This window comes from Methanosarcina barkeri MS, from assembly GCF_000970025.1.
Taxonomy (GTDB): domain Archaea; phylum Halobacteriota; class Methanosarcinia; order Methanosarcinales; family Methanosarcinaceae; genus Methanosarcina; species Methanosarcina barkeri.
The window spans coordinates 1,360,566-1,384,424 of sequence record NZ_CP009528.1; the positions used below are offsets into that span (position 1 = coordinate 1,360,566).

Genomic DNA, 23,859 nt, shown 5'->3' on the forward strand with positions numbered 1-23,859 from the left:
ATAGGACTTACACACTTGAATTACAAAATCAAGCACTTTAGGCGTTGTGACTTGTTTAGTGGTTTAGACAGTTGAAGATTTGATGCTATTGATTTCCCAGTTCAACCGCGTAAGTCCCGTACAATTCTCTTATTTCGATCTCAAGAATGAATTCCTGAGATTATAAAATCAGCAACTGACTCAATTTCTGGAAGTTCCACTTTTAGCTCGTCTCCTTCAAACCCTGCTATAAATACCTCCGAGTTTGAGGGAACTGAAGTCAGAATACGATTTTTATCCACTGTTTCCATCATTAACTGAGTCCCTATTTTGTCTGCACGGTTAAGAATAAAATATAGAGGTTTCCCGGCTTTCTCGGCAAGTTCATTTATTTTTTCAGAAAGCCTTATGGATTCATAAGATGGATCAAGCACCATTAACACAAGGTCACAGCCTTCTTCAACTCCTCTTCCAAAATGTTCAATACCAGCTTCAGTATCTACAAATACAACATCTTCAGGAGTAGTTTCTGTGTTTATCAGAAAATTCTTTGCAAGAGCACCCATCGGACAGGCACATCCTTCTCCAAAATCATGGATCTTGCCTATGGTTATCATTTTAATGTTATCTTTTTCTACAGTATAATCTTCAGGAATATCAGAAATTTGCCATTTATTCTCAAAAATACTGGCAGTGTCTCCCGTCTGATACGCCTGCATTAGTTTTTCCCCAAGAGTTTTTTTCCCTCCAAGATAATTCATGAAATCTTCGGGCATTTCAAGGCCTAGCTGTTTATGAAGCCCGAAATTTGACTCATCACTGTCAACAACGAGTACATTGTAACCTTTTTTAGCCATAGATTTTGCAAGCAGAGCAGTAATGGTACTCTTACCGCTCCCACCTTTTCCACATATAAGAACTTTCATCTTATTACCTCTGTTTAAGAATATTTAATATTAAAAAAAAATTAAATGGTAACATAAAATATTAATAACTAGGATACTTTTCTATAGTATTTAAACTATAAAGTTAATAGTGATAAAGTGACTATGAAAAAGAATAGTAATGGGATTTGTTTGTGCCCCATCGAGGGGATTATCACCATAATATCCAAAAAATGGGCTATCCAGGTTATCAGTGCCCTTGGGCATCACAGTAGATTACGATTCAATGATCTCATGAACACTCTTAAGGGTATCAGCCCAAAGTCACTCACCGATCTGTTAAAAGAACTCCAAAAAGAAGGCCTGATCCAACGAGAAGCATTTCCCGAGATACCTCCGAGGGTTGAATACTTTTTGACAGACGATGGAAAAGAGCTTTGTGAAGTAATAATTCCTTTAATACAATGGGCAGAAAAACGGGATAATCTACATCAGGAAATCAATTCCACCTGCAAAAGCACAGTTTTTCCCTCAAAATGACTGGTGTGTATGAAAGAAAACGTAACTATTTGATAATATGGGTAATATCTTTCAGAACTGTACTTTTTAAATTTAAAATCCCTTCAAAACTCAATTTGTTTAAAAATACCTTTAGAAGTCCAGTTCGAACTTAAGCAGTTTTCATTTCACAATAATAAAAATAGCACCTGCTATGCTGTTCTGAATAGCACTAGCTATCCATTTCTGGCAATGAACGCAGGTCATGCTGTAGACTCTAATACTCCCTTCCATTGGATTTGCCACTATCCAGATATCGGACCTGGCACTATTCAAATCAGATTTACCACTATCCAGATATTGGATCTGTCAATATTCAGATCGGATCTGTCAATATTCAGATTTTCAAGATTGCCCTGCGCTTAAAAGAGTCTTCCGGGCTCTTCTACGATTTTATAGCCAGCTTTAAGTAAAGTCATCTGTATAACGTACGCATCAGTTATCCGGCTATCATAAGCTACATTTACGGTTCTTTCAGGAATATTGATATTTACTCTGGAAACCCCGTTGATAGAAGCAACGAGTTTTGTGACCATATCCTTGCAGTACCTGCATACCAGATCATCTACTATGAATGTTGTCTCCCCGATGTGTTCACCCCCGCAGCACAATTGTATTTTTCAAACAGACGCTTCACCCACATGTAAAATTTGTACCTTTTATGATATATTCTTTGAAACCAGTACTAGATAGTATTTGCATTTGTACCTTTTATATATATTCTTTGAAACCAGTACCAGAGATTATTATGTGAGACTACATTAAATAGGCTCATACCCGTTTTCACGAATTGCAGCCTTGACCTTTTCGAGGTTTTTCTTCCCTTCTTCAAAATCAACAGTTACCTGTTTGGTCTGAAGGTTTACATCCGCCCTCTGTACCCCTTCTACAGCTTCAACAGCCTTTTTAACCCTCAACTGGCAGTGCATACAGGTCATGCCTTCAACTTTTATGGTTTCTTGGGTCATGATTTCAATCTCCGCCTAACTTTACCTGATAATCCAACATATTAAATTAATGTAATAATTTTCTGGAATATTGTAGGATTGAATAATAATATGTCCTATTTGCCACAAATTCTTTACGCAAATTCAGGTTAATGAAGCTGAGTTTATCGCTACATTAGATAATTCCACTGAAAAGGTTTCATCAAGCCATCTTAAGAAGAATTATGGCTATGATACTGATAGACGTTTTCGCTCAAGCCTTTTTTAAAAAGGCTTGCGATTCACCACATTCCTTGTTTGATATTTAGTCCCTATGGATATCTTTAATAAAAATGAAAATAAGTTGGAAGAGGTTCCTGCCCAGCAGGTTGAAGGCTTTCACATCAAACGTTTTTTCATTTCTTCAAATTCTTCTTCAGTAATTTCACCTTTCGCATATCTCTCCTTTGCAATATCCAGTGCAGACTTCTCTTCACCTCCTTTAGTTTTATTTTGCTCAACAAACCATCTAATTAGAAAATAAGCTAGCACAATTATGAGAATCCAGAAAAGGAACCCAAAAAATATACCTCCGTATCCCATCATGCTGTAACCATAATGATCCATAAATCCATCCATTGTTACCACACTCCCCGTATAACCGTCAATATCTTGTTTTTTCATTCATATGTTTACGATCAGAAACAAAAGCTTACGCTTAAATCAGTCAACTGGACTATAAATAGAAATTAGCCTGTTATGTTTGTCTCGCCCAGATAAGGTCCGTGCCAGGTATGCACCCAGATCTGACCACTGTAGGCATTTACGCTCAACATCCCTTCAATATCTTGTCTTCCAAAATCAAAAGTGTAATAACCGGGCATTTCGTTAGATTCCAGGACCTGCGCTCCCGGCAGGTAGCCTGTTAAGAAATCTCCTGCCAGCTTTTTAGCCTCATTTAGATCATACTCAGGCGCTCCGGTTGTTGTTCTGCCAGCCCCAAAGCGTGTGTTCCACATCATGTTTGGTCCTGGTTCAGGATAGGCTGACCCTGAATAGCGGTCCACCAGCATTTCAGCTATATCCTGACTGCTGTTTGTGTCCTTTAAAACAGCATAATAGTTGCCGCTAAATATCATGACGTCCGCGACCTGAATATTCGAGCCATACTGGCTGGCGAAGTTTTCCAAGCTTTTCAAAGCCTCATCCTGGGTTACAGGTTTTGACTCAGGATAATATATTGCCATCATATTGCCCATCATTCCCGGTCCATAGCCATAGTTATAGCCTGAATTATTCATCATTCCCGGTCCATAGCTATAATTATAGCCTGGATTATTCATCATTCCTGGCCCCATATGCCCGGGCTGATAATCTCCCTGGCTATAGGTTGAACTGTATGTCATTGGTCTGAAAGCTAGAAAAAAAAGAAGCGCTATTAATGCCAGTACTAACAGACCAATTATGATATTTTTGCTGTCTGCCATGATCGCCTCGAATTAAATTCTGTATCGGATTAAGTTCTAATAGTTAAATCAGCAGCTAACCGGACTTTTTATTAGACTATCATAGATTTTTATCAAATTTTAGCAAGTAACTCTGATTTTTTTAGCAAGTAACTCTGATTTTACTATATTTTTGGACGAAAAAATACAATCAAACTCCGGCAATTAAATTAAAACGGGGTGCTTTGAACAATTGAATGAGCTTGTTCAATTTTTGGTGTATTCCTATGTAAACTCTCGCCAAGTTTCTGTGCTTCATTTTGAAACTATAAACCTCAGCTTTTAACCACAACGGTTAATGTCTCACCTTGCAGACAAAAAATCAACGACCACCATAATACCCCAATAATTAAAGATATGTTAATTTATTTATAATTATCATCTGATACTTTAGATAGCTTGCAACCCTCGATCTGGAGAGTGACCTGTCTTTTGGGTACAGCACTTCCCGAAGAACCCAGACCATAGCAAGGGCAGCGAGGCTTCAAGATGTCGAATGCAAGAGAAAATTGAGTCTAATTAAGTCTAATTAAGTCAAGTTACATCTAATTAAGTCTAGTTACATCTAATTGGATCTGATTATATCCGGTTGAATCCGGCTGAATACGGTAGGAGAGCATGTTTGTCTATGAAGAAATTATCTATATAGCCCTGCTTACACTGCTGGCAAGCCTGATAGGGACTATGGCCGGATTTGGAATATCCACAATCATGGTACCTATCTTGCTGATTATTCTCCCTCTGCCTCAGACTTTACTTCTGGTGGGTATAGTTCACTGGTTTAATGACATCTGGAAGATACTCTTATTTCGGAAAGGAATAAGATGGAAGCTTCTTCTTACCTTTGGGCTTCCAGGGATCTTTGCCAGTTTCCTGGGATCATCCCTATCCTTGAAAATCTCAAGGGAAATTCTTTCAAGAGCTTTAGGGATGTTCCTTATAGCCTATGTTATCTTCATCATTTTCAACCGAACTTTCAAACTGAGCCAGAAGTTATCAGTAGCAATATCCGGTGGAACCCTTACAGGATTTTTCGCAGGTATATTTGGTATAGGCGGGGAGATAAATGCCGTAGCCTTAAGCGCTTTCAACCTGAAAAAAGCTGTTTACGTTGCAACTGCTGGCGCTATAGCTTTTATGATCGACTCTACAAGGATAGCAACGTATATCCAGGGAGGTACGAGACTTGCCCCTGTCCTTGTATCAGGCTTTTTGATCTTCATACCCGTATCTTTAATTGGGGCAATGATCGGGAAAATCGGAATTGAAAAAATACCCCAGGAAAAATTCAGGAATTTTGTGGCAGTTTTCATATTTCTATTTGGTTTAAAGCTGGTGTTATTCCCTTAACTTAACGACAGCCTTTCTTCTGGTGAATGCAAATCAAGTATAATAGAAAAAGAGTCTTCTTCAGCAGTTTTCAGTCGTTAGCTGCCAAATTAAGTAATTAAGTAATTAAGTAATTAACCATTAAGACCCGAGTTTACTGAAATATTTTTGATTTTTATTTATCTTCATTTACCTCGAAATACAAGAAGAAGTGCTATCAGAACCGATCCCCCAAACCCAGTCAGTCCGACCCAGGAAAAAGTACCCCCGTTTAGAAGTATGTAAGTTGAAGCAATAAGCAGGACAGTCAGGTAGAGCTCTTTTGAAAATGTAGTTTTCCCTGTTTTCTTCTGCTTTAAGGAAAGAAACTTATCTCCCATTCCTTCCATTTTATCGGCAAGTTCTTGAATCGCGGTCCTCAACTCGGCCTTTTCATCCACGGGCTCGGTGGAAAATTCGATATGAACAGCAGCTCCTTTTGGAGCATTAAGCTTTTTATAAGCGTCCATCAGCACAGGAATAGCAATGGTTTTAATGTTGTATTTAGGGTCCAGCTCCAGACAAACGCCTTCTATAAGCAAGATCGCCCTCTGCAGGGTTGAAAATTCCCCGGGCAGCCGAATATCGTATTTCAAGCCGAGTTTTGCATAATTATCACTCTGCCTGCCTTCAAACCCGTAGTTCTGGTTTGCGATCAGGCTATCCATATCTTTCTTGAGCCTGCGGATATCCACATCCCGTGCATCCGCACCCCCTATTTTCAGGAAACCCTGAGTCGCTCCTTCCACATCCCTGTTATTGATGGCGTAATAAAACTCCAGCATGTTCTTTTTGAGCTCGTCGTCAATACTGCCTACAGCCCCGAAGTCGATAAAGGCAATGGTATCGTTTTCCTGAACCAGCATATTGCCCCCATGAGGGTCAGCATGGTAAAAACCGTCGATATAAACTTGTTTAAGATAACTTTTGGTAATAGTACGCGTATATTCCGATTTCTTGCTCTGGGGCACAGGCATATTGATTATGTCCTTAATCTGGATTCCCTGGATGAACTCCATTGTAAAGACATTAGCTGAACAGTAGTCTGGATAGATTTTGGGCACAGACACATTTTTCACGTTCTTGAAGTTGTCCTCAAAACGCCGCATGTTGACGGCTTCGGTTCTCAGGTCAACCTCGCGGGTGAGCATTTCCCGGATCTCAAGCAAGAAAGCATCAATATCAAAATTACTCCCCAGACCGAGAACCTTTCTCATAACAGGCCTAAAATCGTCCAGAATAGAAAGGTCGATGTTTATAGTGTCAATCAGGTTCGGGCGAAGAATCTTTACGGCAACCGGTTTCCCTTCCAGAACTCCTTTGTAAACCTGCGCAATCGAGCCGCTGGCAATGGGATCTGTATCAAAGCTGTCAAAAATTTTAATAAAAGCTTTTTCTCTTCTCTCCCGGGAAGCTTTAAGCTCTGCTTCCGTTTTTTTTCGTTTTCGCTCTTCAGGTGGCTCGAATTCGCAAACACAGGCAAGGTCAAGAGATTCAGCCATTTCCTCAAAGGGTATCGGTTTAACCTTGTCCTGAAGGTTTGCCATTTCTATAACATAAGGCTGCGGAACAAGATCAGGCCGCTTGCTCATTGTCTGTCCCATTTTAATAAAAGTCGGCCCGAGTTCTTCAAAGGCCTCTCTGAGTTTCACAGCCGTCTGCCTGTTTTCTATATCAAAAGTACAGGTGCACTCAGGATTTGAAATATAATTGGTGCGCAGATCCCGGTAGAGTTCAGGAATAAGGTTGTATTTTAAAAGAACCCGTGTGACCTCAAGGTAACGCTTTGTTTTCCCCAGCATCCATTTATTAATTGGTTATTATTGTTTAAGAGAGTTTCTTTAAAATCGTATTAACGAGTTTTTTGCTTTTACATTATTATCCTTTTGACAGATTAATTGCTTTTAATAATGGACATAAATTCAAACAAAAAAGCTCTATGGTTTTGCTCTGATTTTCCTGAAAACGTCCTTAAAAGCCAGTTTTTTTGCTTCCTTAATGGTGAAACCAGCTTTTTCAATATTCTTCACAGTATGCCGGGTTGCATGATCTCCAAGCAGGAAAAACAAAATCGGATTAATCAAATGTTCTATGAAGTCAACAATAGGGTAGTCACTGTGAACGTGCTCAAGAGCTATCAATTCTCCTGAAGGTTTCAGGACTCGTCTCATTTCCTTGAGAGCTTTCACAGGGTCAGGGATTGTGCAAAGAACAAAAGTTATGACCACGTAATCGAAACTATTATCAGGAAATTCAAGACGTTCGGCATCCATAGGATAAAGAGTAATGTTTTTCCTGCTTTCTGCTTTTTCCTGGGCTCTCCTGAGCATCCTTTCGCTTTTGTCGATTCCTATTACCCTACAGCCGGCCGGATAGTATTTCAGGTTTCTTCCGGTGCCCACCCCTACTTCCAGAATTTTTCCGCTCAGGCCTGAAAGGGCTTCTTTTCTCCATTCCCGGAAAAAGAAGAATTCTAGAGGCAGGTCTATCAGTTCATATATGGGTGCGATTCGGTTATACTTTGAAACAGTGGACATTAAGCAAATTTATGCGTTTCTCATGATTAGCTTTTTTGGGATATGCAAGGGAGAATTATCAATAAGAAGGGGAGATGTTCAAATATGGAAAAATAATTTGATAAATTACAAAATTTTTCACTAATTATACGAAGCGTAAAACCTAAGCGTAAAACCTTAACGACACAAAAAAGTTAATGAAATGGACTTAGAAAATATATGTTTTAATCAGGTTGTTTATCATTTCAATTACAATTTCCGGGATTATTGGCCTTTTTTCTATGTCTCCGATTATCTGGCATTTGTTGCCATCCTGCTGCATTGAGGGAGTTGTAGCGCAATTATTACCGCCTTTGTACGGCTTCCCGGTGCTCATGTCCTTTAATTCGGTAATTTTTGCAATGGGACTCTTTGTATAATAACACAAAATATAGGAAAAAATCATTTTATTCCACGGTGTTTTATTAAATATTTACTTTTATTATTATATTATATAACAATTTTATTTTTATAATTATCTGGGCGATCTTGAGGCTTTATTATTGTATATTATAATTTTGGTCAATAGCTAAAAAATCAAAAAGATGGGTAATTAATAAGCACTAAAAATAATGAAAATAGTTAATTTGAGGAGTTTTTCGATAAAGTATATAACAGCAAACATAAAACAAATTATGGAGTTCAAATGTAATGTGGAAGATCTATTTGAACTCCAGGCGCCCAGACGCAGGTTAGATAACTTTGGAGCAAATTACATTAATTTTGCGTATATTTAAGCTTACTTAAATCCTGCCTCCGGGGTAAAATCCTTAGGAGAAAATAAATAACAATGAATAAAAAAGTTAGAGTAAGTGCAATATTTGCAACATTTTTAATAGTAACTGTTGTAGTTGTACTGGCAGTAAGGACAACTACAGAGGACGACAAATCAGATATAATAAATAACATTGACTTCGACAAAAAAATTGCTTGACTTCAATGATACACTATATAATTTTGAAACTGTTACTACAAATCCTACAGCTTTTCTCGATGATGCAGCTGATGGTCAGGTTACACTTAGACTGTTAGGACAAAATTTTGATCTTAAACTTCAGAAAATGCATGCAGTAAGTGATAATACAACAATTACAGCAGCAGATGGATCTATCTCAGATGCTCCTAAATCCTATTCGTATACCGGAACAGTTGTTGGGAAAGCAAATAGTAGCGTCGTATTAACAGCAGGGGATGGCGTTCTTATCGGAGAAATAAACGTTGATAATAAAAGTTATTATATTGACCAGACTGCTAAGAAATATAACAACAAAGTTGTCCATATAGTCTATTCTTCAGATGAGATTAAGAAGGGAACTATTTTGGCATATTGTACTGTTTTTCCTGTAATTTATTTTGTTCCTCAAGTGAGGAAGTCCTAGTTATAATAGAGAGATCTTGGTTGAGGAATTAACATGTCAAGAAAAATATTAGTCATATTTGTATGCATATTCCTTTTGTTGATAAGCATTATTGTTTTAATTCCTGTTGTTAAGCAGAATATTCTTCTTGACAACAATGAAAATAATAACAACAAAGAAAGCGGTAATTATTTTTTTATACATAATTGGGGTAATAAAAGCCATGAAGTTACTGTAGAAGTACTCGACTCAAAAAATACCTCTATATTTAACGAATCATATATGTCAGCTCCTAAAAAAGAATCCATGAGAAAACAATTCCCATTTACACTGACATCAGGGACATACATTAAAGCTACATTAGACAACAATATTACAAAGACTGAAATGATCTCTAATGATGCTAGTGATCTATCAATATCTATCGATATAGAGATACAACCTGATGATCCATTGGACATAGGCATTGCGATTCCATGAATTAAATCTTATACATTAACCATCGGTTAAGGAATTTTCTTACCTGATAGTATGATGTCATAAATCGCTGAGATCCGGTGTACTTCGAAACCACGGACACTAAGTGAACTTCAGCTTTCCTTACGATTAGCTTTTTTGGGATACCGAAAGAAACCGGACAAGTAAGTAAGCCGTGATAGTTTTCAAAAATTTTTACTGAAAAAAACAAGGGCCTACCTGATACAGTTAGCCTTAAAAGAAAAATCCCCCGAAACCGATTCATATTTAAGCGTTCGAAATAATACCACGCTACAAATCTTACTTTAAATCTTGCATCAAGTATTTCATTTAAGTTTTATATTAAATCTTATAAACCTCATGTTAAATCTCATATTAGTTTCACAAATACTATTGCCACAGACATTAACAGAAATTAAATTCGTATCAACAGGAATTATACTCACACCTACTTATATCACAAAAATCAGAGAGAGGAAAACCGATGAGCAATATTTTACGCAGAGGCAGGCTGGAGGCTGCCCAGGACGAGGAAATCTTACGTTATACTTCCTCTATGGAAGCTGATAGGTGGATTTTTGATGCTGACATAGCAGTAGACCTTGCCCACACAGTAATGCTAAAAGAGCAGGGCATCATAAATAGGGAGGACTGCAGCAAAATCCTTAGTGGGCTTTTAAAAATCCGGGAGGAAGGGATGGAAAAGCTTGATTTCAGCTATGAAGACATCCATATCTCTCTTGAGTCAAGGCTCATCGATATGGTTGGGGAAGACGTTGGGGGCAGGATGCATTCTGGGCGTTCCAGAAACGATGAGGTTGCAACCTGCATCAGGCTGGTGCTCAGGGAAGAACTGACCGGGCTGCTTGAAGAAATCCATGAACTAAGGCAAACGCTTCTTACCCTTGCGGAAAAACATACTGAGACGCTCATGCCTGGTTTTACTCACATGCAACATGCCCAACCGACAACACTTGCTCATCACCTCTGCGCCCACGAAGCCGCTCTTGGCAGAGATTTTGACAGGATTCAAGATGCTTACTCGAGGGTAAACCTCTGCCCGCTTGGGGCTGCGGCTTTTGCTTCCACGGGTTTTAACCTGAACAGGAAAAGGACCCAGGAGCTTCTGGGCTTTGACGGCTTGCTTGGAAATTCAATGGATGCGGTCAGCACCAGGGACTTTCTTATTGAATGCGCTTCAGGATTTACAAACCTCATGATAAACCTGAGCCGTATGGCTGAAGAACTTGTAATGTGGTCCACTTCCGAATTCAATTTCATAGAACTGGACGACATGTACGCTTCTACTTCTTCAATCATGCCGCAGAAGAAAAATCCTGACACTGCCGAACTTATGCGCGGGAAAACAGGAGTAGCAGTGGGTGCACTAATGTCTCTGATTACGATCTGCAAAGGGCTTCCCCTGAGCTACAACCGGGACCTTCAGGAAGCAACCCCAAATATCTGGCGGTCTGTAGAAACTGTAAGGGCTTCAGTAAGGGTCATGGAAGGAATGATAAAAACTATGAAAATCCACCCTGAAGTGCTTGCTGCCCAGGCAGTTACAGGTTTTACAACCGCAACCGAACTTGCGGATACCTTTGTCCGGGAAACCGGAATTCCTTTCAGGACTGCCCACCAGATAGTCGGGATGCTCGCAAGGAAAATGGAATACCCAACTCTCAAAAAAATCGACTCTGCTGCCGAAATTGTGCTGGGTGAATCTCTTTCAAGCCGGGGGCTCACAGAGAAAATGGTAAAAGAAGCTCTTAACCCAGTTTCGAACGTAAAGAGAAGAAAAATCGCTGGTGGACCAGCTCCTGACGAAATGTTAAATTACCTCTCGAAAAGACAGACCGAGCTTGAACTTAATAGGCAGGAAATTGCAACCCTGAAAGATATTACAGACTCAGCTTTTGAAAATCTGCTTGCAACTGTTAATGAGTACACAGGAAAACTTGAGCTATAACGAAGCAAACTTCAGATTTAAGTATACTTGATGTCAATGAACTAAGTATTAATACTCAGTATTAATATTACATTGACCTCTTAAACTTAGTATTAATTTCAGTATTAATTTCAGTGTTAATTTCAGTGTTAATTTCAGTATTAATACTACTTTGACCTCTCAGTATCACGCAAAATGTATAATATTGTAAAAGTAGCTAGGTATTATACAAGAATGTCTGTATGATATCGGAGTACCTATTATCTATACAGCATTTAAAAAAGTTATCATAAAAGGGATTATTTATGGAATTTAAACAGGGCGACCGGGTACGTATTGAAAAGAACGGCACTGTCTACGAAGGCAAAGTAATGCCGTCCATGGAAGGATATATTACAATAAAGATGAACAGCGGTTACAATGCCGGTTTTTCCATGGATAAGGTAAAGATAACTCTTCTGGAAAACAATGGAAAAAACACAAATGGAGGCCGGAACGGCGGAAAAGGACCTAAAACGGCAGGAGAGGAGATCCAGAAATCTGGAAAAAAGCTTCCAAAGGTAGCTATTCTTTCCACAGGCGGAACGATTGCAAGCAAAATCGATTACAGGACAGGTGCAGTAACTTCCCAGTTCACTGCTGATGATATCCTTGCAGCTATCCCTGAACTCAGAGAGATAGCCGATTTCAAAGGAAGGGTAATCTCAAGCATTCTATCGGAAAACATGGATTCGGAGTCCTGGCAAAACCTTGCCCGTGCCATCGTAGAGGAAATCGAGGCAGGTGCCGATGGAATAATCGTAACCCATGGGACAGATACCATGATGTACACGGCTGCAGCCCTTTCCTTTATGATCGAAACGCCAGTGCCCATTGTTATTGTGGGTTCCCAGAGAAGTGCAGACCGTCCGAGCAGCGACAATGCCATGAATGCAATATGTGCGGCTCTTGTTGCTATTAGTGATATTGCTGAAGTTTCGGTTGTTATGCATGGAACAACCTCAGATGATTTCTGCGAGATCCACCGTGGAACTAAAGTCAGGAAAATGCATACTTCCCGCAGAGATGCCTTCAAGTCAATAAATTCCCGACCTATAGGAATCGTGGATTACAATACAAGGGAAATAAAAACTTTCATTGACTATATTAAACGTGGAGAAAGACCTCTCAAATTCAAACCAGGCATGGAACCAAAATGTGCCCTTGTTAAATTCACTCCGGGTTCAGGCCCTGAAATCCTTGACCATTACATTGACAGCGGGTACAGAGGACTGGTTCTTGAAGGTACCGGGCTTGGGCATGTTTCTACAAAGTGGATTCCTAAGATCCGGAAAGCAACAGATGCAAAAATGCCTGTTATAGTTACATCCCAGTGCATTAATGGCAGAATTTGCGACCGGGTCTATGATACCGGCCGTGATATGCTGAAAGCCGGTGCAATCGAAGGAGAAGATACTCTCCCCGAAATCGCCCTTGTTAAACTTATGTGGGTGCTCGGTCAGACCGATGAATTTGACGAAGCTGTCAAAATGCTCAGGGAAGATCTCAGTGGAGAAATTACAAAGTGCTGTTTTAAGTAAGAAATCAGATTTTTCTTTCTTCATTTTTCTTTCTTCACTTCTTTTTCCTGAATCTTGTTTTCTTATTTTTTGTTTTTTTCACTTGATCTGCTAGCTCTAAGCTTTGAACGTAAGATGCTTTTTCTGGCTATGAAATTTCACCCCACTTTCCGCAGATGTCTGATAAATTTCACTATTTTTCCCGACATCGTTTTTTTCAATATCTCTATCTATTATATTAAATTGTATTTCTTAGTTCATTCATTCATTCATTCATTCATTCATTCATTCATTCATTCATTCATTCATTCATTTAAACATTATATATTCAGTAAAGGTTTTCCTTCTTGTTTTTTGGTAGCAACAATTGAGATCCCAGACAATCTCAATACTAAATTTTGGAAATTTCTCCAAAAACGATAGCAAGAAAATTATTCATGTTAAGAGGACATCTGCAGAAAGACAGTTTCACCTGCACCGGTAGGAAAATATGTTCTGGAACAAACCGGTTTGTTTTCAATGAGATCATTTTGCGGATACGTGCTAAGAAGTAATATCATACTCATAACAAACCTGTCATGATAAAACGTCTGCACGAGAGTATAAAATATTGGATTACAGAGCAACATATTGGGTTTCAGAACAATAAATTAGATTCCAGAACAACAGATTAGATTCTAGAACAAAGAAATAAGGAAATCAGGCTGGCTTTTAATAATCTGCATATAAAAGTCCCTCTAGATTTTGGAATTAAGTTAAAGATCTCATAATCCAATTGGATCTGTGACGAAAATGCATAAAATTGTTTATTTAGTTTTCAGAATTCACTTCGTTACATTCTGCTGGAGTTTTACCTTACTCAATATATTTAAATAACAAAAAGGTTAATGTACAGTGCTAACAAGTATCACGTTAACTATTGTCAGGATATTCTCCAGGAAGGTTATTGTATATGGTATTAGGAATAAATGATCCGCAAATTTGGCTTGCATATCTTGCTTGTATATTTAGTGCACTCGGATGCATGGTTTATGGAGTATTGAACTGGAAAGAGGAGAAAGAAGAACAGGTAGTAAAGAGCAGTACTCAGAAACAGGTGACTCAAGACCAGTAAACTAATGAGGGGTTTACTTTAGAGATTTCTCTAAAGAGCTCACTTCAATCAGACCTTTTTGGTAATACCTGAGAAAAAACAGTAGTCGAAACTATTCTGGAGTAATTTTTATGGCAGTCAGTACTTCAACTCTAATCCTCCTCGTCATTATTTACTTTACGTGCACTTTCTACGTTGCTCGGCTGGGGTATAAGAAAAATTCCCAGACCGATGATGGGTATATGCTTGCAGGCCGACGTGTACCCCCGGCAATTATGGCTCTCTCCTACGGAGCTGCGTTCATCAGCACTTCTGCAATTATAGGGTTCGGAGGAGTAGCCGCTTCTCTCGGAATGGGGCTTCTATGGCTTGTTTTCATGAATATCTTTTTCGGAATTTTCATCGCCTTCGTGATTTTTGGCCCAGGAACCAGGCGCATGGGGCTAAACCTTGGAGCCATTACTTACCCTGAATTAATAGGAAAACGTTTCCAATCAAGATTTATTCAAGCATTTTCCGGGCTTCTTATCGCGGTTTTCATGCCTCTTTATGCTGCAAGCGTGATTATAGGAGCAGGCCGATTTCTTGAAACCACGCTTGGGATAAACTATAATGTCGCTCTTTTGATCTTTATCGTCATCATTGCTTTTTATGTGATTAAAGGCGGACTCCTCTCAGTAATGTATGTGGATGCAATGCAGGCCACTATCATGCTGATAGGAATGACCTTTTTGCTGGTATATACCTACAGTAAATTGGGAGGAGTTGTAGAAGCCCACCAGGCCCTTACCAATATGGCAAACCTTGTGCCTCAGGCGCTTGTTGACCAGGGGCACAGGGGTTGGACTGCAATGCCAGCTTTCAATTCCTCTATCTGGTGGACAATGGTTTCCACAATCGTAATGGGAGTAGGGATAGGAGCACTTGCACAGCCACAGCTTGCAGTCAGGTTCATGACTGTAAAAGATGACCGTTCCCTGAAAAGAGCAGTTGCCGTGGGAGGTCCCTTCCTTCTTATGATGGCAGGAGTTGCATATGTTGTAGGAGCTCTTTCCAACGTATACTTTTACAGGACTACAGGAATGATCGCCACTCAGGTTGTCCCGGGTGGAAACACTGACCTTATAATTCCCGCATACCTGAATCACGCAATGCCCGCGCTGTTTGTGGCAATCTTCATGCTAAGTCTGCTTTCGGCAGCAATGTCTACCGCAGCTGCCCAGTTCCACACCATGGGTACAGCCATAGGGTACGACTTTTATCAGAACGGCCTTATGAAAGGCAAGTCAAGTTCAAGCACGGTTCATGTTACAAAAATAGGAATTGCCTTTACCATCGTAGTAGCAGTTATTCTGGCTTACGTTCTTCCTGGAAGTATTATCGCAAGAGCTACTGCCATGTTCATGGGACTGTGCACATCCGCTTTCCTTCCCCTCTACATTGGAGCGCTGTTCTGGAAACGCACAACAAAAGCCGGAGCAACTGCAAGCCTTGTTATAGGATCAATAAGCAGCCTTTTCTGGCTGGTCTTTGTCCATGCAACAGAAGCAGTGCCTCTAGGAATCTGCCAGGCAATTTTTGGAAAAGAAACTTTACTTACAGGCACCTGGCCCCTTGTAGATCCTATCATGATCGCAACTCCACTGTCCTTCCTTGTCCTGATTGTAGTAAGCCTTATGACACCCAGGTTATCTCCGGAGTTCCTCAAGAAGGCTTTCAGGCTCAGGCTTGAAGATGAAGAAGAAGCATCTGAAGCAACGTCACACAGTGCAGCGGATTCGGCAGGCGTTTAAGCCTGCATCTCCCCAATTCATTTCAGTTTCACAGTTTATTTCAGTATTGCAGTTTATTTTTTTAGTTTCACAGTTTATTTCAGTATTGCAGTTTATTTTTTAGTTTCGCAGTTTATTTCAGTTTATTTTTTAGTTTTGCTCCCTTATTTCCTGCTTATTCTAGGAAGTTCTCAATTTTCTTTTCTAACAGGTAGGGTCTGCCCTCCATGAGGCATAAGGTGAATTTTTGCGTCAGGATTTTCCGATAGCACTGCAGACAAGGCCTCCTCTACACTTACCATAGGAGTAAAGAATGCATTTCTTGTTTGCTCGTCTGAAAGTTTTGAAACCAGATAAAGCTTAAATCTTTTTGAAGTTTTTGCAATGATTGCCGTCTTGTGCCCCCCGAATTCAAAACATTTTTTGAAACGCTCAATCGCGTCGTCTGGGCTTCGACACTCTCTGTTCCAGCATTCGTAGACCTGGTTTCCTATCCCTTCGGCACATTCGGCTACAAGAATGATGGAACCTCCCGCTTTCACAGCCTGAGTTGCATTGTCAAGCGCCTTATTTGCCTGGAAGAGATTGATATCTTTAGGAAAGCCTCCGCAGGAAACAATTACCGCATCAGCAGGCTCCACAGACACTTTATACATGGAATCCACAACTTCCACGCCTTTCCTGTGAGCCTCGATAAAGTCCCCGGCAACGGCAGCAACTATCTTTTTTTTACTGTCAAGCACCACATTCAGGATAAAATCAAGGCCGAATATTTTTGCGGCTTCTTCCATGTCCTGCCTGACAGGCCCATCAACCCTTCCGGAAACAGCTTTTTCATCGATCATCATTTTATGGTTTGTAATAACTGTTTCTTTCGAGCTTACACCAGGCAGTATGGACTTTGCCCCTCCACTGTATCCTGCATAATAATGGAATTCAATGCTTCCGGTCCCTATAACAACATCGGCATCCATAATGTCTTCAAAGACCTCAATCGGGGTTCCACGGGAAGTTATGCCAATGCGTCTGCACCTGCCGGTATCATGCTGAATGCAACGAATTTTTTTGTAGACTTCTTCTCCAACCAGTTTTCGGGATTCCTCTTCAGTCTGGTTTCGATGAAGCCCGAGAGCAAAGACAATAGTAATATTTTCGTCCTTTATCCCTCCAAGGTAAAGCTCTTCAAGCAGAGAAGGAAGAAGCTTTGCAGTAGGAGTTGGCCGAGTAACGTCACTAACTATAATTGCAACCTTCGAATCAGGGTTTACAATCTCAGAAATCCTTTTGCTTTTTATGGGATTTTCAAGAGCTTTTTTAATTAAATAAGTTGGATCTTCCTTTTTTTCAGGCTCTGAAGGCAAAATAATGCTGGATACGTTTCTTTCCGGGATATCCAGCTCAAGTGCCGTGCTTCCAAAAGCTAATGATATTGTTTTTGTGTTTTCAATCATATTTGGCACTTCACTTGACCTTTTTTCTATATTTGCTTTTATAATTGTCTTCTTTTACAGCTATCATTTCATATCTGTCTTTTATAGCCGTCTTCTTATAGCCATCTACTTATAGCCATCTACTTATAGCCGTTTTCTTATAGTTGTCTTTATAGCTGTCTTTTTATTTCATTATGGGCAGAGTCCACCCGCCATTGGGCATAACATGGACTTTAGCGTCAGGGTTTTCTGAAAAAATCTTTTCAAGTGCTTCTTCGACGCTTTTTACAGGAGTAAAGAAAGTATTTCTGCTTTCAGTGTCCGGAAGTTTAGAGACAAGATAAAGTTTGAAGGTTTTTGCAGCCCTCCCAACAGTGGCAGCTTTGTGTCCCCCAAATTCAAAACATTTTCTGAATTTCTGTATCGCCTCATCGGGAGTTTTGCATTCTGTACTCCAGCGCTCATATACCTTATTCCCGATCCCTTCAGTACATTCAGCCACAAGCACTATTACTCCTCCTTTTTTTACAGCAAAAACTGCATTTTCAAGGGATTTTGTCGCCTGGAAAAGGTTAATGTCTTTTGGAAAACCTCCGCACGAGACAATTGCTGCATCCGCAGGTTCTACAGGCACCTTGTACATGGAATCAACAACTTCTACTCCTTGTCTGTGAGCTTCGATGAAATCTCCAGCAACGGCATCAACTATCTCTTTTTTGCTGTTAAGCACGACATTAAGGATAAAGTTAAGGCCCGCAATCCTTGCAGCTTCCTCTATATTTTGTCGTGCCGGACTGTCGGTTCTGCCTGAGAGAGGGTCTCCTTCAAAGAGTTTGCTATAAAAACTATGATAAGAAAGAATCGATTTTTCCGAACTGACTCCCGGAAGAACAGATTTCCCTCCTCCACTGTATCCCGCATAATAATGAAATTCCAGGGTTCCTGTGCTTATGATAACGTCGGAGTCTGCTACTTCTTCAAAGACTTCTACAGGCGTTCCGAAACTTGTCTCTCCTAGATGCCTGCACCTTTTCCTGTCATGCTGGATGCAGCGAATTTTTTTGTAGACTTCTTCTCCAACCAGTTTTCGGGATTCTTCTTCTGTCTGGTTTCGATGGAGCCCGAGGGCAAAAACAATAGTAATATTTTCATCTTTTACCCCTCCAAGATAAAGCTCATCAAGTAGAGGAGGAAGAAGTTTTGCAGTAGGAGTTGGCCGAGTAACATCACTAACTATGATTGCAACCTTTGAATCAGGGTTTACAATCTCAGAAAGCCTTCGGCTTTTAATGGGATTTTCAAGCGCTTTTTTAATAAGGGAAGCTCTGTCTTCCTTAATTTCAAACTCCGAAGGCAAAATAGCACTGGCAAGATTTCTTTCAGGAATTTCAAACTCAATTCCCGTACTTCCAAAAGCAAGTGATATTTTTTTTATGTTTGCAGTCATGTTTATGCCGATGTTTTATCTTGATATTATTTTTCTTTTTATTATTTTACAATAATAAGGGTAAACAAGTATAAAAAGAACGAGAAGGTAGTTTTAAATGAAAAGGTAATTTTCAAGGAGAGGGTAATTTTAAGGAGGAAGTAATTTTAAGGAGGTAATTTTAAGGAGGTAATTTTAAGGAAGAAGTAATTTTAAGGAAGAAGTAATTTTAACGGCAACTTAAACCTTCGTCTTTTTATCTATAGTACATTTTTATTGCTTTACAGTCAAAGTCCACCCACCATTTGGCATAACATGGATTTTAGCATCAGGATTTTCTGAAAGAACCTTCTCAAGCGCTTCATCTATGCTTTTTGTCGGTATAAAGAACGCATTTCTACTTTCCGTCTCTGGAAGTTTTGATACCAAATACAGTTTGAATTCTTTTGCAGTTCTCCCTACAATAGCAGCTTTGTGCCCACCGAACTCACAATGGTTCTTGAAACGTTTGACTGCATCTTCAGGAGCCCTGCATTCCCTGTTCCAGCACTCATAAACTTTGTTTCCTATTCCCTCGGCACATTCGGCTACAAGGATAATTGAACCTCCTTTTTTTACGGCAGAGGTAGCGTTTTCAAGTGATTTTGTTGCCTGGTAAAGATTGATATCCTTTGGAAAACCACCGCAGGAAACAACTACAGCATCCGCAGGCTCTACAGGTACTTTATACATAGCATCGACATACTCTGTCCCTTTCCTGTGGGCTCCGACTAAATCGCCTGCAACGGCATCAACTATCTCTTTTTTGCTGTCAAGTACAACATTCAGGATAAAGTCAAGGCCTGTAATCCTTGCAGCTTCCTCTATGTTCTTTCTTGCCGGACTGTCGGTTCTGCCTGAGAGAGGGTCTCCTTCAAAGAGTTTGCTATAAAAGCTATGGAATGAGAGAATGGATTTTTCCGAACTTACTCCTGGAAGGATGGACTTCCCTCCTCCTCCATATCCTGCATAATAATGAAATTCCAGCGTTCCTGTGCTTATGATAACGTCGGAGTCTACTACTTCTTCAAAAACCTCTACAGGTGTTCCGAAACTTGTCTCCCCGAGATGCTTGCACCTTTTCCTGTCGTGCTGGATACATCTTATTTTTTCAAAGATCTCTTTCCCTACAAGCTGGCAGCACTCTTCTTCAGTTTGTAAACGATGAAGTCCAAGGGCAAAAACAATAGTGATATTCTCGTTTTTTGCTCCTCCAAGATAAAGCTCTTCAAGTAGAGGAGGAAGAATTTTTGCAGTAGGAGTTGGCCGTGTAACATCGCTTACGATAATTGCAATTCTCGAATCAGGGTTTACAATCTCAGAAAGCCTTTTGCTTTTAATGGGATTTTCAAGCGCCTTTTTAATTAGGGAAGCCCCTTCTTCCTTTATTTCTAATTCCGAAGGCAAGATAATACTGGAAATGTTTTTCTCAGGGATATCAAGCTTTAAAATCCCGCTTCCAAACGCAAGTGGAATCGTTTTTACATTCGTAGTCATGATCATTCCGATGTCATAGTATTAATTATATAAAATCATATAGGTAAACAATAAAAAATTAAATTCTAAAAAGAATTCGAACCGACATCTATAGGACTTTTATATTATAATTAGTTTATGATATTGCAATGGTTTTTTATGTTATATTTTGTTTCCACTTATTTTTTCCAGAAGGTTCAATTAAATTTCCGGTAACGTTTGCAGTGTAGCATTTGCAGTGTAGCATTTGCAGTGTAGCATTTGTAGTGCAGCATTTGTAGTGCAGCATTTGCAGTGTAACATTTGCAGTGTAACATTTGCAGTGCTTCATTTCCTGCCATAATTTACATGCGATTTTAAAACTCCGCAAGAGACACTTTTATTTATATTTATTGAGCTCGTTTCAGAACCGATCTTATTTGCACATAAATAAGAGTTCAGAACTGGTTTTATAATAGGAAGATTGATTGATAATTAAAAATTAAAGTCATTACAAACCTGCATACCACTGTTAATTTATTTAAAAAAACATTCAGACGCATAAGTACCGAAAAGAATTTTTTTGGTGCTTCAGAGGAGGCAGGAAAAGGAAATTCGTTGTGGGGGAGATTAAATGGACAAAGAAAGAATTTCTTATCACGAATCCGTTCTGAATATGTATGAGCGGATAAAAAAAGACGGGATGACGAATGTCTGGGACCGTTACGAAGCCCAGGGTCTGGGAGGAAATCCAGACAAAAGATGTACTTTCTGTATGGGAGGAGTGCGCTGCGACCTGTGTTCCAACGGGCCATGCCGTTCGGATGCTGCAAAAGACAAAAGAGGAGTATGCGGAATCACTGCCGATGGTATGGCAATGCGGATGATGCTTCTCAGAAATGTGATGGGAGCTTCTACTTACCACTATCATACGGATCAGACCATCAGGACTTTGAGGGAAACTGCCAGAGGCAACACTCCTTATACAATAATGGAACCTGAAAAGTTAAGGACGTTTGCAAGCCGGCTGGGGCTCAAAACCGAAGGATCGGACTCAGAAATTGCTCTTCGCCTTTGTGAGTTTGTAGAAAAGGAGTTTAACAGACCTGCCTACGAACCAAGCCGGATTGTTGAGTTCCTTGCTCCTCCCGAAAGAAAAGAAAAGTGGAGAGCACTGGATATATTTCCAGGTGGAATCTACGGGGAGATGATGCTTTCCACAAGCTCCTGCCTGACAAATGTGGATGGGTATTATGCTAGCCTGGCCTTAAAAGCCATGCGTCTGGGAATTGCAATGGGATACCAGAGCCAGATTGTAAACGAATATTGCCAGGACATCCTTTTTGGAATTCCCAGACCCCACAATATGAGAGTAGACCTTGGCGTGCTTGATCCTGAGTACGTGAACGTGCTCCCTAATGGGCACGAACCATTTATCGGCTTTGCCATGGTCCAGCTTGCCCGAAAACCGGAATGGCAGGAAAAAGCAAAAACTGCAGGAGCAAAGGGACTGAGGGTTATTGCTAGCATTGAAACAGGGCAGGAAATGATCCAGAGATGGGAGGAAGACAATGCTTTCTACGGATTTACAGGCAACTGGATTTCCCAGGAAGCGGTGTTTGCAAGCGGAAGCGTGGATCTCTTTGCAGCAGATATGAACTGTTCTCTTCCTGTTGCTCCCCTTTATGCCGAAAAATACAATTTTAAACTCATGCCTGTAAGTGAACTCGTAGCCTTCGAAGGCATCGGGGAACGCCTGAACTATAATCCCACCGAAGCCGAAAAGCAGGCAGCACAACTTCTGGATATGGCGATTGAAAATTTCAAAAAACGAAAAAGCTCGATAGAATCCGTTTCGAAGCTCCCTATGAAAGAATCTGTGGTAGGCTTTTCAAACGAGAGCATCCTTGCAGCGCTTGGAGGCAGCTTTGCCCCTCTCCTTGATGCTATAAAAAACGGAGCAATTAAAGGAATTGTGGGGATGGTATCCTGTACTACCTTGAGGGACTACGGTCAGGATGTATACAGCGTTGCTGTGGTAAAAGAGCTTATCAAAAGAAATATCCTTGTTCTGTCTCTTGGTTGCGGGAACGGAGCTATGCAAGTGGCAGGCCTCTGTACCCCTGAAGCCAGAGAATTTGCAGGAGACAGCCTAAAAGCCGTATGCAAAGCCCTGGGCATCCCACCAGTGCTAAGCTTTGGGACCTGTACTGATACAGGCAGGCTTGCTGATCTTCTTGGAGCTATCTCCAGAGCCCTCGGAGGAGTTCCAATTCCTGACCTTCCTGTTGCTGCCGCAGCACCTGAGTATATGGAACAGAAAGCCACAATAGATGCTATCTTTGCTCTGGCCCTCGGGCTCTATACTTATGTGAACCCGGTCCCGACAGTCACAGGCGCCCCGAATCTGGTCAAACTGCTTACAGAAGACTGTCGGAAAGTTACAGGCGGGGTCATGAATGTGGAAAAAGATGCAGTAAAAGCCGTTGATGGGATAGAACAACACATTATGGAAAAGAGAAAAAATCTTGGAATCTAAGTCTGAGATCTAAGCTTGGGATCTAAGTCTGGGATCTAAGCCTGGAATCTGAAAACCAGATAATAACAGATTTCTGATAAGAAGAGATCTAATAAGAAGAGAGCCGAAAAATTCGAATTTATCTACTCTCTTTTACATTTCATATTTAAACAGGATAGATCCGAACCTGATAAATCAAAGCTTAAATCAAGGCTTAAATCAAAGATCTATAGATTCTCCGGGTTTCATGATAATGACTTTTGTATCGATTTTTGCCTCAACTGCTCTTTTAAACTCTTTAGGGTCCTGTTTTATTACGTCAAATGTGCTATAGTGCATAGGAATTACAGTTTTAGGCTGAATTAGTTCTACGGCTTTTGTAGCTTCTTTTATGCCCATTGTAAACTTGTCGCCTATGGGTAGGAGAGCCAGTTCAGGTTCATAGAGTTCACCTATGAGCTTCATGTCCCCGAAAACTCCAGTGTCTCCGGCGTGGTAGATGGAATGTCCGTTGATTTGTATAATGAAACCTGCCGGGGAACCACCATCGAAACTAAAACCTGAGGCATCAATTGAGGAGGAATGGAGCGCTTCGGTCATGGTTAGCTTTATCCCCTCTACGTTTACTGTACCGCCCTTGCCCATGCCTTCTGCAAAAACTCCTTTCGATTTTATATAGTTCGCAACCTCATGAACAGAGATTATCCGGCATCCGGTTCGTTTTCCGATTTCGATCGTATCTCCAAGGTGATCGCGGTGCCCGTGAGTTACGGCTATTATATCAGGGTTCAGTTCTTCAGGGATGCACGGAGCCAGTGGGTTCCCTGAAATAAAAGGGTCGATCAACAATTTCTTTTCAGCTTCGAACAAAAAAGCCGAATGTCCGAGCCAGGTAATCTTTACGCCAGCCATCTTTTTGCCTCAAAATCATTACTTATACAAAAATAATAATATGTAACTACGGAATTAAGTTGTCCGTAATTTAGCTATTAGTAAGTAATTTAGCTAT

23 protein-coding genes are annotated in these 23,859 nt (G+C 40.2%); 10 read left to right on the forward strand and 13 right to left on the reverse strand.

The window, feature by feature from the left end:
• Positions 1-140 precede the first annotated feature (140 nt).
• Positions 141-905, reverse strand: coding sequence for an ATP-binding protein (locus MSBRM_RS05545; protein WP_048119103.1), 765 nt, complete (start codon positions 903-905; stop codon positions 141-143).
• Between the two features lie 150 nt (positions 906-1,055).
• On the opposite strand from MSBRM_RS05545, the gene MSBRM_RS05550 reads away from it, so the two are divergent.
• Positions 1,056-1,403, forward strand: coding sequence for a winged helix-turn-helix transcriptional regulator (locus tag MSBRM_RS05550; RefSeq protein WP_230629237.1), 348 nt, complete (start codon positions 1,056-1,058; stop codon positions 1,401-1,403).
• Positions 1,404-1,544: 141 nt separating this feature from the next.
• Here the strand turns inward: MSBRM_RS05550 and MSBRM_RS20095 are convergent, their stop codons facing one another.
• The 5 genes from MSBRM_RS20095 to MSBRM_RS05570 form a co-directional block, all read right to left on the reverse strand.
• A complete protein-coding gene (locus MSBRM_RS20095; RefSeq protein WP_155396479.1) occupies positions 1,545-1,697 on the reverse strand; it encodes a hypothetical protein in 153 nt (50 codons plus the stop codon).
• Positions 1,698-1,783: 86 nt separating this feature from the next.
• Positions 1,784-2,032 carry a heavy-metal-associated domain-containing protein gene (locus MSBRM_RS05555; RefSeq protein WP_080941510.1) on the reverse strand — a complete coding sequence of 83 codons (249 nt, stop codon included), beginning with the start codon at positions 2,030-2,032 and terminating at the stop codon, positions 1,784-1,786.
• A gap of 150 nt (positions 2,033-2,182) precedes the next feature.
• Positions 2,183-2,389 carry a heavy-metal-associated domain-containing protein gene (locus MSBRM_RS05560; RefSeq protein WP_048119098.1) on the reverse strand — a complete coding sequence of 69 codons (207 nt, stop codon included), beginning with the start codon at positions 2,387-2,389 and terminating at the stop codon, positions 2,183-2,185.
• Positions 2,390-2,746: 357 nt separating this feature from the next.
• The gene (locus tag MSBRM_RS05565) at positions 2,747-2,986 is read right to left on the reverse strand and encodes an SHOCT domain-containing protein (RefSeq protein WP_048154952.1); all 240 of its coding nucleotides are present in this window, start codon (positions 2,984-2,986) and stop codon (positions 2,747-2,749) included.
• A gap of 110 nt (positions 2,987-3,096) precedes the next feature.
• Positions 3,097-3,834 carry a tetratricopeptide repeat protein gene (locus MSBRM_RS05570; protein WP_141706402.1) on the reverse strand — a complete coding sequence of 246 codons (738 nt, stop codon included), beginning with the start codon at positions 3,832-3,834 and terminating at the stop codon, positions 3,097-3,099.
• 636 nt (positions 3,835-4,470) lie between these two features.
• On the opposite strand from MSBRM_RS05570, the gene MSBRM_RS05575 reads away from it, so the two are divergent.
• Positions 4,471-5,202 (forward strand): sulfite exporter TauE/SafE family protein, encoded by a 732-nt coding sequence (locus MSBRM_RS05575; RefSeq protein ID WP_048154955.1) that lies wholly within the window; start codon positions 4,471-4,473, stop codon positions 5,200-5,202.
• Positions 5,203-5,366: 164 nt separating this feature from the next.
• Here MSBRM_RS05575 and MSBRM_RS05580 read toward each other — a convergent pair whose 3' ends face one another.
• From MSBRM_RS05580 to MSBRM_RS05590, 3 genes are all read right to left on the reverse strand, one after another.
• Positions 5,367-7,022 carry an ABC1 kinase family protein gene (locus MSBRM_RS05580; RefSeq protein WP_048154958.1) on the reverse strand — a complete coding sequence of 552 codons (1,656 nt, stop codon included), beginning with the start codon at positions 7,020-7,022 and terminating at the stop codon, positions 5,367-5,369.
• Positions 7,023-7,157: 135 nt separating this feature from the next.
• Complete coding sequence (locus MSBRM_RS05585; RefSeq protein ID WP_048154963.1) at positions 7,158-7,757, reverse strand: class I SAM-dependent methyltransferase; 600 nt, start codon at positions 7,755-7,757, stop codon at positions 7,158-7,160.
• Positions 7,758-7,944: 187 nt separating this feature from the next.
• Positions 7,945-8,181, reverse strand: coding sequence for a hypothetical protein (locus tag MSBRM_RS05590; RefSeq protein ID WP_048154966.1), 237 nt, complete (start codon positions 8,179-8,181; stop codon positions 7,945-7,947).
• A gap of 384 nt (positions 8,182-8,565) precedes the next feature.
• Between MSBRM_RS05590 and MSBRM_RS20100 the strand changes: the two genes are divergently transcribed.
• The 7 genes from MSBRM_RS20100 to MSBRM_RS05615 all read left to right on the forward strand — a co-directional run bounded on the left by MSBRM_RS20100 (position 8,566) and on the right by MSBRM_RS05615 (position 16,003).
• Positions 8,566-8,709, forward strand: coding sequence for a hypothetical protein (locus MSBRM_RS20100; protein WP_155400458.1), 144 nt, complete (start codon positions 8,566-8,568; stop codon positions 8,707-8,709).
• Entirely contained in the window at positions 8,702-9,154 is a 453-nt protein-coding gene (locus MSBRM_RS05595) for a reprolysin family propeptide-containing metallopeptidase (RefSeq protein WP_069575250.1), read from the forward strand. The genes MSBRM_RS20100 and MSBRM_RS05595 overlap by 8 nt, the downstream gene beginning before the upstream one ends.
• 33 nt (positions 9,155-9,187) lie before the next feature.
• Complete coding sequence (locus tag MSBRM_RS05600) at positions 9,188-9,613, forward strand: hypothetical protein (protein ID WP_048119082.1); 426 nt, start codon at positions 9,188-9,190, stop codon at positions 9,611-9,613.
• Between the two features lie 481 nt (positions 9,614-10,094).
• Positions 10,095-11,579, forward strand: coding sequence for an argininosuccinate lyase (gene argH, locus MSBRM_RS05605; protein WP_048119080.1), 1,485 nt, complete (start codon positions 10,095-10,097; stop codon positions 11,577-11,579).
• Positions 11,580-11,863: 284 nt separating this feature from the next.
• Complete coding sequence (gatD, locus tag MSBRM_RS05610; RefSeq protein ID WP_048119078.1) at positions 11,864-13,138, forward strand: Glu-tRNA(Gln) amidotransferase subunit GatD; 1,275 nt, start codon at positions 11,864-11,866, stop codon at positions 13,136-13,138.
• A gap of 931 nt (positions 13,139-14,069) precedes the next feature.
• Entirely contained in the window at positions 14,070-14,231 is a 162-nt protein-coding gene (locus tag MSBRM_RS21865) for a symporter small accessory protein (protein ID WP_196297318.1), read from the forward strand.
• A 110-nt stretch (positions 14,232-14,341) separates the two neighbouring features.
• Complete coding sequence (locus tag MSBRM_RS05615; RefSeq protein WP_048119076.1) at positions 14,342-16,003, forward strand: sodium:solute symporter family protein; 1,662 nt, start codon at positions 14,342-14,344, stop codon at positions 16,001-16,003.
• A gap of 170 nt (positions 16,004-16,173) precedes the next feature.
• Here MSBRM_RS05615 and larA (MSBRM_RS05620) read toward each other — a convergent pair whose 3' ends face one another.
• The 3 genes from larA (MSBRM_RS05620) to larA (MSBRM_RS05630) all read right to left on the reverse strand — a co-directional run bounded on the left by larA (MSBRM_RS05620) (position 16,174) and on the right by larA (MSBRM_RS05630) (position 20,374).
• Positions 16,174-17,433, reverse strand: a complete 1,260-nt coding sequence (gene larA, locus MSBRM_RS05620) for a nickel-dependent lactate racemase (protein WP_048119074.1) — start codon at positions 17,431-17,433, stop codon at positions 16,174-16,176.
• Positions 17,434-17,596: 163 nt separating this feature from the next.
• On the reverse strand, positions 17,597-18,859 hold the full coding sequence (gene larA / locus MSBRM_RS05625) for a nickel-dependent lactate racemase (RefSeq protein WP_048119072.1): 1,263 nt from the start codon (positions 18,857-18,859) through the stop codon (positions 17,597-17,599).
• A gap of 252 nt (positions 18,860-19,111) precedes the next feature.
• The gene (gene larA, locus MSBRM_RS05630) at positions 19,112-20,374 is read right to left on the reverse strand and encodes a nickel-dependent lactate racemase (RefSeq protein ID WP_048119069.1); all 1,263 of its coding nucleotides are present in this window, start codon (positions 20,372-20,374) and stop codon (positions 19,112-19,114) included.
• A 592-nt stretch (positions 20,375-20,966) separates the two neighbouring features.
• Between larA (MSBRM_RS05630) and cooS the strand changes: the two genes are divergently transcribed.
• Positions 20,967-22,871 (forward strand): anaerobic carbon-monoxide dehydrogenase catalytic subunit, encoded by a 1,905-nt coding sequence (gene cooS, locus MSBRM_RS05635; protein ID WP_048154973.1) that lies wholly within the window; start codon positions 20,967-20,969, stop codon positions 22,869-22,871.
• Positions 22,872-23,069: 198 nt separating this feature from the next.
• Here cooS and MSBRM_RS05640 read toward each other — a convergent pair whose 3' ends face one another.
• A complete protein-coding gene (locus MSBRM_RS05640; RefSeq protein ID WP_048154976.1) occupies positions 23,070-23,762 on the reverse strand; it encodes a metal-dependent hydrolase in 693 nt (230 codons plus the stop codon).
• Positions 23,763-23,859 lie beyond the last annotated feature (97 nt).